Below are 13,213 nucleotides of genomic sequence, written 5' to 3'. Positions count from 1 at the left end.
GGGGCCTGGTTGAGGTAGAGCGGCCGGTAAACCTCCGTCATCACGTCGCGCGCGCGCTCGTCCTCCAGGCCGATGACGATCCGGTCCGGCCGCTTAAAGTCGTCGATGGCGGCGCCTTCTCGGAGGAATTCCGGGTTGGACACGACGGCGAAATCGGCTGTCGGGTTCTCTTCACGGATGATGCGTTCCACTTCGTCGCCGGTGCCGACCGGAACAGTGGACTTGGTAACCACGACCGTGAACCCGTTGAGGGCGCGGGCGATCTCTTTTGCCGCCGCGTAGACGTACGAAAGGTCCGCGTGGCCGTCGCCCCGGCGCGAGGGCGTTCCAACGGCGATGAAGACCACATCTGCATCGGCTACAGGTCCACTCAACTCCATCCCGAAGTTCAGTCGTCCCGCCGCCACGTTGGATGCTACCAACCCGTCCAGACCAGGTTCAAAGATTGGAATTTCGTTACGGAGCAGTGCATCGATTTTCCGGGTGTCCTTGTCTACGCAAACAACTCGGTGCCCGAAATCCGCTAAGCAGGCGCCAGAAACAAGGCCAACGTATCCGGAGCCGACCATTGCAATATTCATTGCCAAAGCCTTTCGAAAGTTTACCAGTCTAAAAATGATGATTTAGAGTTTCGGGACGTAACGCGCTTTGTATCAGGGCGTATACTAACAAATTTCAAATAAGTCCAATTAGTTTCAATACAGCAGCCAAATACAGCGCATATCATTTAACAACGTGCATGTCAATAATGTAGCATCGCTTGTAGTTGTTAGGACGATAAAGAAGTTCGTTGCGGTATCAGGTCACAACTGTCGAGCGGTGCGCTTATGGAGCATCGAAACTGGTGACCGCCGGAAAGCCAGACTTGCACGAGCCCGTCTCCGCGATGCCGATGAGGGCTGCAACACGGTGATTCTGGCCAAGCATGGACGATAGCTTCGCACTGATAAGAGAGACGACCGAAGACGAGTAGTCGGCGGACGCAAAATGCTGTCCTTCCGACTGAAAATAGTACCGACTCGCTCCCTGGAAGGCGGTGCGGAAGCCTGTTTCCTCAGAGTCGGCCGGGTTCAAGCTGACCAGATGGTATACGCAGCCGTCGCCTTGGAATGACAGCGCCAAGCGGTCCTTGGCAAAGCCGGATATGTCGACGATCGGCATATCGTTTTCGGAGGCCGTGCGCTCGATTGCTCGGTAGATCGCGTCGTGATCCGGCTGCAGCTCCTTTAAGGTCAGCACGTTCTCGTATGACAGACAAAGCAACGACAGGCCGACCGCGACGGCTCTAGTGAAGACGGTAGCCTGCACGGCGCGTCCCTTTGTAACTGATGAACAGGATCGCAAATGTCGTCAACCAGGACGTCACCGCGTTACCGCCAGCGCCGTGCAACAGTTCGTAGTGCTCCGGATAGTATCCGATCAGTGATATGCGAACGACGTTGATGGCCACAACCACGCTGCAGACGATAGCGCACCAGATCCAGAAAAACAGATCGAACGGCATGCGGAAATATTGGGTCCAGCTGGTCCAGAGCAGCAGGCCGATGGACACGTTCGCAAGAGACGAACAGGGGGTGGCAATCATCAAGAAACCTTCGGCGTTAGGCAGAGGAACCACGTTTGCGACGCTCTCCGTGCCCGTTACCAGACTGACGAGATAGGCATCGATCGACAGCACCGTCGGGCCGAAGACCTCCAGAAGGCGTCGGCTCCAGAACATCGGCGCCGTGACGGCGAGTATGATGGCGGCTGCCGCCTTCTCCTCAGGCGCCAAATTTTTGCGTGCGAGGTAGAAGGCGCTCGACGCGGTCACGGCGAGCCAGGTGCCGGCGCCGATTGGAAGCGCCGTAGCCAGCAGAACCATCAGAAACAAGACGCGGTCGAGCCAATCGGTCCGCCCGCGCTCGGCCTTCCAGAGAATGGAGATCGCGAGGCAAAGCGACAGCCACACGATCGCACTGATCTCGAAGGTGGCCAAGGCCGATCCGATTAAGCCGTGTGTCTCGATACCGGTCAGGATCCGGTTCCAAATGGCATTCGGAACCGCGAGGAGCATCGACAAAAGGAATAATTCCGATCGCGATGTCCAAAAGAGCTGTCCGGTGCCGAGTCGAGCGGATCGAGAGCTTGAAACGCCTGCGTTAGAAGATCGGCCTAAAAGGAACACCATCATGAGCCTGTCGGGGCTGCGGATAGGCCAGAGGTTCGGCGCTAAATCCGAAGGACTATATAAGTAACAGATTTAGATAAACGAGAAGATATTCGATGGATTCGATCGTATCAAAATCAAGTGAAAACCGCAAATTTAATAAAATATCTGAATAATTCTACATTCAAGGCGCTGAATTTTCTGGAAAATTGGATCCAGTGCGCTTCCAAGCAGAATAATATATGTAGCGGTTCTGACCTGCCACTGCTTCTTTCCTCCACATGGCGTTAGAGTCCGGCCTGACGAGGGACGGACAGATGAAGCGAGCACGGTTCACTGAAGAGCAGATCATCGGGGTGCTGAAGGAGCACGAGGCGGGCGCCAAGTCGGCTGACCTTGCCCGGAAGCACGGGATCTCCGAGGCGACGCTGTACAACTGGAAGGCTAAGTATGGCGGCATGGACGTGTCCGAGGCCAAGCGGCTGAAGGCGCTGGAAGACGAGAACGCGAAGCTGAAGAAACTGCTGGCGGAGTCGATGCTGGATGCCGCTGCGCTCCGTGAGCTGCTCTCAAAAAAATGGTAGGGCCCGCCGCCAAGCGCGACGCAGTCGCGCATCTGAAGGCCGTGCTCGGCCTGTCGGAGCGGCGGGCCTGCAGCATCGTCTCGGCCGATCGGACGATGATCCGCTACCGCTCACAACGGCCGGTGGACACGGGACTGCGTGAGCGCCTGCGGGTTCTGGCGAACGAACGGCGCCGGTTCGGCTACCGTCGCCTGTTCGTCCTCCTGCGCCGGGATGGCGAGCCGTCGGGCATCAACCGGATCTATCGTCTCTACCGCGAGGAGGGGCTGACGGTGAGGAAGCGACGCGCCCGACGGCGTGCGGTTGGCACCAGGGCGCCGATCCTCATCGAAGCAAGGCCGAACGCCCGCTGGTCGGTGGACTTCGTCCATGACCAGTTGGCCTGCGGGCGGCGCTTTCGGGTCCTCAACGTCGTCGACGACGTGACCCGCGAGTGCCTTGCGGCGATTCCGGACACGTCGATCTCGGGGCGTCGTGTCGCCCGGGAACTGACGGCCCTGATCGCCAGGCGGGGCAAGCCGGGCATGATCGTCTCCGATCATGGGACGGAGTTCACCTCCAACGATATGCTCGCCTGGGCGGCCGAGCATCGGGTGACCTGGCACTTCATCGCGCCGGGAAAGCCGATGCAGAACGCGTACTGCGAGAGCTTCAACGGCCGCATGCGCGACGAACTCCTGAACGAGAGCCTGTTCTTCGGTCTCGACCACGCCCGGGCGAAGATCGCCGCCTGGGCGGACGACTACAACCGGAGCCGACCTCCCTCGGCTCTCGGCTACCAAACCCCGGCCTTCTATGCGGCCAATCTCACCGCAATGGCCGATCGGCTGCGCAACCCCGACCAGCTCCGCCGACCGACCATTGCTCCACCTGCGCCAGACGGCGCACAATCCGCCGAGGCTCTAGTCGCCGCTGGATGAGAGTTCAGTGGCAGGTCAGTTCAGCAACAATAAATGCCTCAAATCGGTGGTCGAAATGGCACAACGTTCGTCACACGCTGGAGAGGACAGACGGAAGATTTCAGCGGGTCTGAATGATGCTTCTTGGATGATCATGGAGGCGGCCTGCGTCAAAAACAAAAGAAAAGCCTAGTGATGGACCTGGAGAACACAAGCATGCCAAATGATTTAGAATTCAATACGAAAAATCTGTTTCTCAATGTCTGATCTATGCGGTAGAGAAAAAGAGAGAAGAAAATGCGAGTATGTACATTAATTAATTGCAATACATCCACGAGGTTTTACGAACAAGGGAAGCAGAGCGATCGATGTCGCAACGTATATTGCATGTTTGTGAGACGGTCCCGGGCGGTCCGGCGTCCTATCTGAGGGAGTTGCTTCCGCTCCAGTTCTCCCGCTTCGGTCGGGCCAACATTGCTCTCGTGATGCCGGCCGAACATGCGCAGTACATCGGCGATGTCCCGTTGGAACACGTGTACCTCTGGACGCGGAGAGGCAGGGACGTCCCCTCCTTCTTGTCCCTGGCACGGCGTCTCTGGTCGGCGATTGTCACGTTCCGCCCTGACGTGGTTCATATCCACAGCACCTATGCAGGTGTTATCGGCCGCATCGTCTGCGCCATCCACCCGCATCGGTGCGTCGTGGTCTACTGCTCCCACGGGTGGTCGTTTTCGATGGACGCGTCGGCCTTGCACCGCGCCGGTTTTAAGTTGATCGAGCGGACCTTGTCGGCGGTCACCGACGGGATTGTAAACATCTCCGACTTCGAGGCGCGACTAGCGGCCGAAGCCGGAATTCCCATTCGCATGCAGCGGACGATTCTCAACGGCATCAACGATCTGCGGGAGCCCGACCCAGGCAGAAAGAGCACCGGCTATCCCATTCGCTTGCTATTCGTCGGACGACACGATCCGCAGAAGGGTCTCGACATCCTGCTTGACGCGATGCGACGGGTCGCCGGAGGGCGAGTGACCCTCGACGTCGTCGGTGGGGCTCAGGTCAGTGCTTCCCGTTTCGAAGTCGACGGGAAATCACCGGTCCATTTCACCGGCTGGCTGGACCGGGAAGAGGTCTTCCGGCGTATTGCGGCGGCCGACGCCGTTGTCATGCCGTCCCGATGGGAGGGGTTCGGCCTGGTGGCGATCGAGGCGTTCCGAGCCGGGGTCCCCGTTCTGGCGAGCAAGCGGGGCGCGCTTCCGGAGATCGTTACCGATGGGGACACCGGATATCTGTTCGAACCGGATCCGGAGAGCCTGCTGGCCTGCATCGGTCGTCTCGACAAGTCCGACCTGATCAGGATGGGGCACAATGCGCGTGCTGTCTTCCTTCAGAAGTACACGGCCCGGCGGATGAGCTTCGAACTCGGTGATTTCTATGCCGAACTGACGGCCAAAAGACGCTTCAAGCCGGTGAATGTCGAAACCGAAAAGGTATAAGGGATCACAGATTGTACTATATCAACGGCCGCTTTCTGGTTCAAAAGACCAGCGGCGTGCAACGCTTCGCCCGGGAAATCGTCCGCGAGATCGACCGGGCTATCGCCGGTATGGACCCATCCGAGGGGTGGTGCCTGCTGATGCCGGGTGGCGCAGACCGGGATCTCGACCTGAAGTGCATCGACGTCCGTCAGGTCGGACGGCTGAAGGGGCATGCGTGGGAGCAGGTCGACCTGTTCCGTGCGGCCCGGACAGGCACCTTGCTCAATCTTTGCAACAGCGGCCCTGTTCTCCATCCGCGAAGTGTCACCATCATTCACGATGCCATGGTGTTCCGCACGCCGGATAACTTCTCCCTTGCTTACCGGTCCTATCACCAGACCCTCGGCCGCATCCTGGCACGGCGATCCGTCATAGGCACGGTCTCGGATTTTTCCCGCACTGAACTGATGCAGTTTCTGGGCGCCAAGTCCGTCTTCATCGTCCCGAACTCGGCCGAACACATTCTGTCCATTGAGCCCAATGACGGCGTCCTGGGCCGGCTCGGCCTGGAGCCGTTCCGGTATGCGCTGTTCATCGGGTCCCCCACGCCGAACAAGAACCTCGGCACTGCGATTGCGGCCTTCGAGTTGCTGGAGGCCAGCGGCCCGCGGTTCGTGGTGGTGGGCAGTGCCAACCAGTCCGTGTTCGGGACGGCCGAGACCGCCTCCAGCGAACGGGTCCTGTTCACCGGCCGGCTCGATGACGAGGACGTGGCTGGTCTCTACCGGGCGGCGGGCGCGCTCGTCTTTCCCAGCCGCTACGAAGGGTTCGGAATTCCGCCGCTCGAAGCGATGACCCAGGGCTGCCCCGTGGTGGCCTCGGACATTCCCGCGGTCCGGGAGACTTGCGGCAACGCGGCGCTCTACGTGAATCCACTCGATGCACGCGGCATAGCCGCGGCGGTCAACCGGGTCTTCTCCGACGACGCGCTCCGCGCCGACCTCGTGGCGCTCGGTCGTGCGCGCGCGAAACACTTCTCATGGGCAGCGAGCGCCCGCCGCGTCGTGGACGCAGTGAGGGCCATCGGATCCGAACGATGACCCGGGTCTGGGGAGGCCGTCGGTTGAGCGGGGTGCCAGTTGCAAGTCCTGGTTGGATGGCTGCCGCTCCGTCTTCAACTCGGGCTTCGCGGACAGCCCTGGCGAACCCGGGCGGCATATGCTTGGCGCGCACGCGCTTCTTCAAGAGAGATCGGTTCGCAAGGTGCATCAGATTATGTACCGTGCTTTCGCGTAGAGCAGATGTGAAAAATGCAGTATAGACTAGATGAAACGAGCCATTCTCAGACCCATGATCTGGTCGAGTCTTTCCAGATGATGGTCGTGTTCGGGGCTTTCTTCTCGGTCGTGAGCCGACAGGCTTTTGCGGCACCGATCAGAGCCTATCTGCCCGGGCTTTGGTACGTTCCGGACGGGATCGTCGCATCGGCGGTGATGGTCCTGTTCGTCGCCTATCTCTATCGATCGGACATAACAGCCTTGTTCTGGATTGCAGTCGTTCTCGCCTGTTCAATCCTCTCCCTTGCGGCGCTGGATCCGCTGTCGGTCCTCTTCGGCGTGCGGCAGGTGTTCGCCCTGATCGTGGCGGTGGTGGTCGGCCTCCATTTCCGGCAGTTGGGAGTTGTCGTTCGGCCGCTGATGCTGGCAATTTGCGCGGCGTCCATCGCGGGGGCGATCTACGACAGCCTGCTCGAGTTCCCATGGTCCGGCCTCGTATTCGAAGGCGCCTTCGGCACCAACGATGTCAGCCGAGTCTGGTGGACAGATGGGGAGAGCCGCCGCATTGCCGGCCTTGGCATCGCCTCCACAGATACTGCGCTTCTGATTGTCTGCGCCACGCTGATCGTCTCCACAGGCTTGGACAGGGGGTCACGGTTAGCGGCCGTCCTTCTGATCGGACCCGCCGTCTATGCCGTCTGGTTGGCGCAGCAGCGGGCAACCATCGTCTGGTTCGGTTTCTTTTGGCTAGTTGCCTGCGTTCTGCCGATCCTAATGGGCCCGCGCGTCCTTCCGATGGTGGTCGCGATGCTGCGCTCCATTGGCATAGCGGCGGCGGGCTTGTGCATGGTTGTTCCGTTCGCGCTCTATGGGCTGGACATAGGCCGACTGACAGGTGCCACCGTCTATTCACTCGACGATCGGACAATGAACGTCTGGCCGTGGGCGATCGATCGCCTTTCGGAGTTCCCAACTGTACTCATCGGGGCCGGGATCGGGTCTGTCGGGGAAGCGGTTGCGTTCACGGATCCGGCATTGGCCATCGCGCCCGACAACATGTTCCTGTTTCTCTACACCAGCCTCGGCGTAGGTGCTTTGCTTCTGGTTGGGCTTCTTTTCCTGAAGATCCACGATGTCGACGACCACAATCCGGACATGCTGCCGGCGCTCTCCATCCTGTCGATCCTGCTGTTCAACGGCATCACAGCCAACATCCTGAATGGAATGGTTGGCGTCTGCTTCCTCGGGCTTGCTATCGGGATGCTCTGGTCCAACCGGAACGAGGCGAACGCTCTCTGATGTACCCTGATCTTTTTTTCGATGAGGTAGTGGATGCGTGTGCTGTTCGTGTCGCGGAACTTTTTTCCGAAAGGCGCCGTCGGTGGGGCCCAGGTCTCCATGCGGCTGGTTGCCGAGGAGGTGCAGCGGCTCGGGCACACGGTTGCCGTCTTGTCGGTCGACACGTATGCCCATGAGGGACTGCACCCGGAGTCCGAGCTTCAGGAGTATCGGCTGAGGCTTCGCAATCTCTATGCCCGCGGGGAGGCCTCCGGCTGGAAAAAGGCCGGTTGGCACGCGGTCGACCGCTTTGGCACCTTAATGAATGTGGACTACAGCAAGGTTCTGGCCGCCTTTAGGCCTGACGTGGTGAACACCAACGTGATGGCGGGCATCGGACCAGGATTCTGGTCGGTGAGCGCGCGGGCCGGTGTTCCGATCGTGCACACGGTGCACGACTACTACATGACGTGTATCAAATCTAGCATGCGGAAGGCGGGGAAGAACTGCACCGACATCTGCGGCAGTTGCCGGATCGCCGCGCGAGCGCCTGTCGTGCGTCCGTCGCGTGGGATTGCCGAAGTCATCTACGTCAGCGAGTTTATGAAACGCGTCCATCTCGCCGCCGGTCTATTCACCCGCGAAGCCGGCGCGACGATTATCCATGGGGCCTACCGCCCGGCCGAAGCGGCCGCGCCACGGCGCGGCCCTGTAGAGAACGGGCGGTTGACCATCGGGTTTTTCGGCCGGATTTCTCCAGAGAAAGGGCTGGATCGGCTGATCCGGACGTTGGCAACAATGCCGGCCGACCAGTGGTGCCTTCGGATTGGCGGATCCGGCGACCCCATCTATGTTCGGGCGATGGCCGACCTCGCGGCCGGACTGCCGGTCGAGTTTCTCGGCGTGCAAACCCCTGATACCTTCTACGGGTCAGTGGATGCCGTGGTCGTTTCGTCGCTCTGGAATGAGCCAGCCGGCCGTGTGGCGTACGAGGCCGGCATTCACGGAGTGATTCCTATCGTCGCCAAGCGTGGCGGGCTTCCAGAGATGATCGGCAACGGGGACCGCGGACTGATCTTCGATCCGGATGACGCCGAAAGCCTCCTCGGCGCCATCAACCAGATGCTGTCGCGGCCGGGACTTCTCGCTAGGCTGCAGGACAACTGGCTGGCGGCCCGGCCGCAGTACGATCCAACCACCGTCGCGCAGCAGACCATTGACGTTTACGAGCGGGCGATCGCCCGGTCCAGGAAGGCGAGCGTTTCACCATAATAGGCCCCGAGGTCCGTGCGCAGCACAGTGGCGCGGCTCTGTTGCAGGGTGAAGGGCCCTGGCTGCGCCAAGCCGTCTGCCGCTGCCATGGCGATCGTCTCGACGGGACCGTCACCTCGGGTTGACATGCCGGGGATGTGGTTCGTCTCGATCATGGCGTCCGTTTTGGTCGTGTGGCTCAGGGCGTAGATCGGGACATGGCCATACGCCATGATCATCGCGTGGAGCCGCATGGCGACCACGCCGCGGCTCGTGCGGAGCATCGCCGCCGCCTCCTCAGGTGTCGCCGGCACGGCGATCCGCACGCGCGCCCGCAGAGCCTCAGGAAGCGCATCCACGATCAAGCCCGCCTTGCCGGCATCCTCCTCGGCCCGGTCGTCCATCGCGATTACCGCGACGCGGCACCCCGGATGGCGCTCCAGCAGCGTCGTCGCGATGGCGCGAAACAGAGCCACAATTCGATCCTCGTTGCGCCCTTCGAAGGCAGGCGAGAGGACATAGGTGTCCTCCCGTGGGGCGCCGTCCAACGCAACCGGGAAGTCGAACACAGGGTCGCACGCCACATGGACCGGCCGATCGGCGCGGCCGAACAGGATCCGAGCGTTCCGCTCCGACAGGACGTCCCGCACGGTGATCCGTCCGATCCGGTTCAGCGTCTCGCGCGCGGCGACCCGCCCGGCGTCGGATGTGAGATCGTCGACCCCGAGAGGCGCGGTCGCAAGCGGTTTGCGGAGCGCGCGAGCGATGGCGGTCACCGTCCAGGCGTATCCGAGCACCCCTTTCGTCCGGGTGCCGCCCAGCTGGTCCTGGACGAGGGATCCGCCCCCGACAACGATCGCGTCGCAGCGCGCGATCGCTGCCACAAGCCGGGCCATGCCGGGCAAAGTCTTCCTTTCCAGGAGGAAGGTCCGGACCCGTGGATCGGCCGCATCTTGTTTTCGGAGGGTTGGCACCACGAAGGTGATGTCGGCGCGCTCCCGCCGAAAACCTGCGATCAAGCTCCGCGAGATCGCGTCGTCGCCGCGATTGAAACCGGCAACGCCGAAAAGACCGAGCGTGCGCACACTCCTCATGATGTCAGGCTCTTCCGCTTGAGAAGGACGATTGTCACATAGATGAAGAAGGCCGCCTGCACTGCCGCATAGGCGACAGTGCTGGCCGCCACGCTCAACCAAGCCGTGCTCCAGGGGATCAGAAAGATGACAGCGGCGCGGACCAGAAGCCCGACACACTCCACCAGGAAGTAGGTCCCCTGCAGCCGAACGACCGGGAGGGCGCCGACGAAGGGGAGCGCGGCCATGTTAAGGGCCACCAGTCCACCGAGGATGAGGGCATAATCGTTGGCCTCGGCCCACTGAGGCCCGAACACCAAGGCAAACAACTCCGGACCGATCCAGGCAAGAACGACGAGGGGAGCCGCCACCACAGCAAAGAGGACGGCCGACGTGGTGAAGACGAGCTTCGGAAGACCCGCTTCCGTGCGAGCGATCGTCCGGTAGACCTGTGCGCGTATGGATTCTGCGATGACCGTTGCCGGGGCGAATACGGCCCTGGATGCAAGCCAGAAGAGTGCGACGGCGTTCGTATCGTGATGGATGAAGGAGATGGAGAGCGGGACCAGCGACTCGCTCAGAACGAACACGAAATTCTGAGGAAGATTGTAGAAGACGAAATCCTTGTTGCGCGAGACGATCGCTTTCACCCGGGAGCGCGCGCGGATCGAGACCGGGATCGCTCTGGATCGCCAGTGCAACACCACCGCCCCGAGGAGGAACACAGCCTGCCCGGCGGCAAGCGCAAGGGGCAGACGCACCGAGCCGGGTCCGATCAGCGCGGCGAGAGCCTGCGCGGTGGCGATCAGGCTCGGCCGCAGTAGGTTGGTGACCGCGAGAAGAAGGAATTGATCCGACCGGGCGATCAACTGGACGATCAGGCGTGCGCCGCTGCTTGCCGCCACCGCGACCACAAGGACCGAGACGAGTTCGAAGGCATGCGCGTCGGTCGCCGGATTGGCGGCGAGGTAGAAGTAGGTTGGCAGTGCAAGCGCCAAGAGGACGGGGATCTGCACGGCGAGGGCCGCCAGCGCAAGGCCAGACGCCTCATCCGGGTCCTTGGCGAAGACTATGGCTTGCTCCAGCCGCAACATGGCGGCGATCTGGAACAAATTGAAAAGGGAGAAGAATACGCCGAACTCGTTCAGATGCTCCGGCAGGAAGACACGTGTCACGATCATTGTCGCGCCGAACATGAAAACCTGCGCGAGCGCCGACGCGCCTATCGACAGAACCTTTGGACTGCGGAAAAGCCTTCGCAAGGATAATCGCCCCGTCGTTGAAATCAGTCGTCTGCTTCCGCCTTTGTCGGCATCGGCGCGAAGAAGGCGCCGAAGCCACTGGAAACGATCAGCGGCCGTTCGCGCAGCAGAACTTGCTCGCCTTCCTTGAAAGTTGCGGTTTCACAGAGGAAACGAGCCTTTGCGCCGTCCGGCACCGTGAACGGCACCGGGTCTCCGGCGATGGCAAGCCAGATCGCCGACACCGCGTCGCCCGACCGGTCGAACGAAAGTGCGACTTGGGCGCCAGGACCGACGCGTTCATCCACGAAGCGCGCACCGTCGAGGATGGTCCGCGCCTCGCTTACGCCGCAGAAATAGGGCTTCGGCCGATAGTGAAAGTCGAGCAGCCCGAAGTGGTGCTCAAGGTTGTCTGGATCAACGCCGCTGTCCTTCAGCTCGTAGAGCCACACGCCTTTCAGGCTGGGGAACTTTGTCGCCCAGAGAAGGAACTGGCCGCTGAACGAGATCTGCTCGTCTTCCGTGAAGCCGCATCCCTTCATCATTTCTGGCCAGCCGACTTCCGTAACGTAGAACGGATAGTTGGCACCCGGCTTCGCCGCGTCGAGCAACTCGACCAGAGCCTCCATCCGGCGGATCTGTTCTGACGGGCGCCGCTCATGGCGTGGCCGACATACGTTGTAGAGATGGACAGACAGTCCGTCGCCATTGTCGAGCAGACCGAGCTCGATGGCCCGTCCGAGCCACACCCATTCCCTCTTCAAGAATGGAATGGGATCGAGATCCGTCGCCAAAGCGCCGACGAGAAAGGTGCTCCCCGGAAATGCAGCCTTGAGCCGAGGGTAGGTGGCTTTCACAAGCTGAACATAGTCTTCCGGGTTGCCGGGGCGCTTGCTGCGTGTACCGGTTCCAAGATTCCACTCATTCCAGATCTCGACGATCGGGTCATAGGGCGCTATCTCCCCCATCGCCCGCTCGGCGAAGTCTGCGAAGCCGGCGCGCGCCGCATCGGTGGTCGGCAACGCGCCGTTGTTGAAGTCGGGTTTCCCATTCGTCAGGATCAGCAGCGGCCTTGAGGCCCCCTTCGTTCCGTTCAACACACGCGCCAACGCTCCCAGCCGCCGCGTTAAGGCCAGCGGCCGCCCATCCTCGAAGTAGGCCCACCCCACATCATCGCGAAAGCTTGAGAAAGCAAATCTCAGAAGAGCCTTCACAGTGGGCAGAACAAAATATATCGGCCGCTCCACCCAGGTCCCATGGTGGATCTGGACACCTAGGATATAGGGAAGGGTTCCCGCAGACGTGGGAGCCGTTAGCACAAATAGAGCGAGAATAGCCGAAAGATATCGGTACATCAAAGATATTTAAGGTAGAATTTCAATTGCTATAGCGACACGCTGCTGTATCTGTTGTGCGTGACTGTGTCAAAAAATATCGAAATAAACATACTATAAGTATTAGTTTGAATCCACGACATGGAATCTAAGAGGGCATAGGCGCCTCAATAGTGTGCTTTTAAAAGATCACGCTAGGGTCATCATCCGATCCTAGACAGATGTAGAAACGCCAGATTCGCACGGTATCTGTGTTTCGGATGTCTGTCGCTACAAGCAGCGCTTGGCATTCTACAAGCTTTCCAGAACGCTGTATTTTGACGCTCTGGCATTGCCCGGCTTCAGCAGCCAAGCACCTCTTCTGCGGTAATCGATGCAGCAACCAATCGCGATCGGCTCACCCCGGCCGTCCCACGCTCGCATACCCAAACCCGTGCCGCTCTGCCTCTTCCCGCCGGTAGACGTTCCGCAAGTCCACCAGCACCGGCGCGTTCATCACCGCCTTCAGGCGCATGAAATCCAGCGCGCGGAACGCATTCCACTCGGTGACGATGACCAGCGCGTCGGCGCCCTTGGCGCAATCGTAGGGATCCGTGCCGTAGGTGACCTTGTCCACCATGGCCTTGGAGGCCTCCATGCCTTCCGGGTC

12 protein-coding genes are annotated in these 13,213 nt (G+C 60.8%); 5 read left to right on the top strand and 7 right to left on the bottom strand.

The genetic code is table 11. The features are described from left to right. From BUQ68_RS22190 to BUQ68_RS22180, 3 genes are all read right to left on the bottom strand, one after another. Positions 1-581, bottom strand: a 581-nt coding sequence (locus BUQ68_RS22190) for a nucleotide sugar dehydrogenase (protein ID WP_139315305.1), incomplete at its 3' end; no start/stop codon positions are given. A 244-nt stretch (positions 582-825) separates the two neighbouring features. Continuing rightward, positions 826-1,308: a hypothetical protein gene (locus BUQ68_RS22185; protein ID WP_075218222.1), complete on the bottom strand. Its 483-nt coding sequence runs from the start codon at positions 1,306-1,308 to the stop codon at positions 826-828. Further along, complete coding sequence (locus BUQ68_RS22180; RefSeq protein ID WP_075218221.1) at positions 1,286-2,062, bottom strand: hypothetical protein; 777 nt, start codon at positions 2,060-2,062, stop codon at positions 1,286-1,288. Before BUQ68_RS22180 ends, BUQ68_RS22185 begins: the two co-directional genes overlap by 23 nt. Before the next feature lie 404 nt (positions 2,063-2,466). On the opposite strand from BUQ68_RS22180, the gene BUQ68_RS22170 reads away from it, so the two are divergent. The 5 genes from BUQ68_RS22170 (at position 2,467) to BUQ68_RS22150 (ending at position 8,937) form a co-directional block, all read left to right on the top strand. Then, positions 2,467-3,653 (top strand): IS3 family transposase gene (locus tag BUQ68_RS22170; RefSeq protein ID WP_095407408.1). Its coding sequence is split into 2 segments (ribosomal slippage): positions 2,467-2,719 and positions 2,719-3,653, totalling 1,188 coding nucleotides; the frame shifts between segments, so codons are not numbered across the junction. A gap of 347 nt (positions 3,654-4,000) precedes the next feature. Further along, positions 4,001-5,128 carry a glycosyltransferase gene (locus BUQ68_RS22165; protein ID WP_075218219.1) on the top strand — a complete coding sequence of 376 codons (1,128 nt, stop codon included), beginning with the start codon at positions 4,001-4,003 and terminating at the stop codon, positions 5,126-5,128. A gap of 11 nt (positions 5,129-5,139) precedes the next feature. After that, a complete protein-coding gene (locus BUQ68_RS22160; protein ID WP_075218218.1) occupies positions 5,140-6,210 on the top strand; it encodes a glycosyltransferase family 4 protein in 1,071 nt (356 codons plus the stop codon). Positions 6,211-6,483: 273 nt separating this feature from the next. Further along, a complete protein-coding gene (locus tag BUQ68_RS22155) occupies positions 6,484-7,686 on the top strand; it encodes a hypothetical protein (RefSeq protein WP_139315304.1) in 1,203 nt (400 codons plus the stop codon). 33 nt (positions 7,687-7,719) lie between these two features. Further along, positions 7,720-8,937, top strand: a complete 1,218-nt coding sequence (locus BUQ68_RS22150; protein WP_075218216.1) for a glycosyltransferase family 4 protein — start codon at positions 7,720-7,722, stop codon at positions 8,935-8,937. On the opposite strand, the gene BUQ68_RS22145 is transcribed toward BUQ68_RS22150, so the two are convergent. The 4 genes from BUQ68_RS22145 to BUQ68_RS22130 all read right to left on the bottom strand — a co-directional run. Then, positions 8,889-10,010, bottom strand: coding sequence for a polysaccharide pyruvyl transferase family protein (locus tag BUQ68_RS22145; protein WP_075218215.1), 1,122 nt, complete (start codon positions 10,008-10,010; stop codon positions 8,889-8,891). The genes BUQ68_RS22150 and BUQ68_RS22145 overlap by 49 nt on opposite strands. Continuing rightward, entirely contained in the window at positions 10,007-11,185 is a 1,179-nt protein-coding gene (locus BUQ68_RS22140; protein ID WP_075218214.1) for a polysaccharide biosynthesis protein, read from the bottom strand. The genes BUQ68_RS22145 and BUQ68_RS22140 overlap by 4 nt, the downstream gene beginning before the upstream one ends. An 89-nt stretch (positions 11,186-11,274) precedes the next feature. Further along, a complete protein-coding gene (locus BUQ68_RS23475) occupies positions 11,275-12,327 on the bottom strand; it encodes a glycoside hydrolase 5 family protein (RefSeq protein WP_139315303.1) in 1,053 nt (350 codons plus the stop codon). 634 nt (positions 12,328-12,961) lie between these two features. After that, positions 12,962-13,213: UDP binding domain-containing protein (locus BUQ68_RS22130; RefSeq protein WP_280949723.1), on the bottom strand; the 252-nt coding region annotated here is incomplete at its 5' end.

It is taken from the genome of Mongoliimonas terrestris, assembly GCF_001927285.1.
Taxonomy (GTDB): Bacteria; Pseudomonadota; Alphaproteobacteria; order Rhizobiales; family Pleomorphomonadaceae; genus Chthonobacter; species Chthonobacter terrestris.
The sequence above is the reverse complement of the archived record's forward strand: the minus strand, read 5'-3'. Positions and strand labels throughout refer to the sequence as shown.

Bases quoted from the DNA above. Each gene is read 5' to 3' on its own strand.
- BUQ68_RS22165 (WP_075218219.1), top strand. From the start codon at position 4,001: ATGTCGCAACGTATATTGCATGTTTGTGAGACGGTCCCGGGCGGTCCG.
- BUQ68_RS22155 (WP_139315304.1), top strand. From the start codon at position 6,484: ATGATGGTCGTGTTCGGGGCTTTCTTCTCGGTCGTGAGCCGACAGGCT.
- BUQ68_RS22150 (WP_075218216.1), top strand. From the start codon at position 7,720: ATGCGTGTGCTGTTCGTGTCGCGGAACTTTTTTCCGAAAGGCGCCGTC.
- BUQ68_RS22145 (WP_075218215.1), bottom strand. From the start codon at position 10,010: ATGAGGAGTGTGCGCACGCTCGGTCTTTTCGGCGTTGCCGGTTTCAAT.
- BUQ68_RS22140 (WP_075218214.1), bottom strand. From the start codon at position 11,185: ATGTTCGGCGCGACAATGATCGTGACACGTGTCTTCCTGCCGGAGCAT.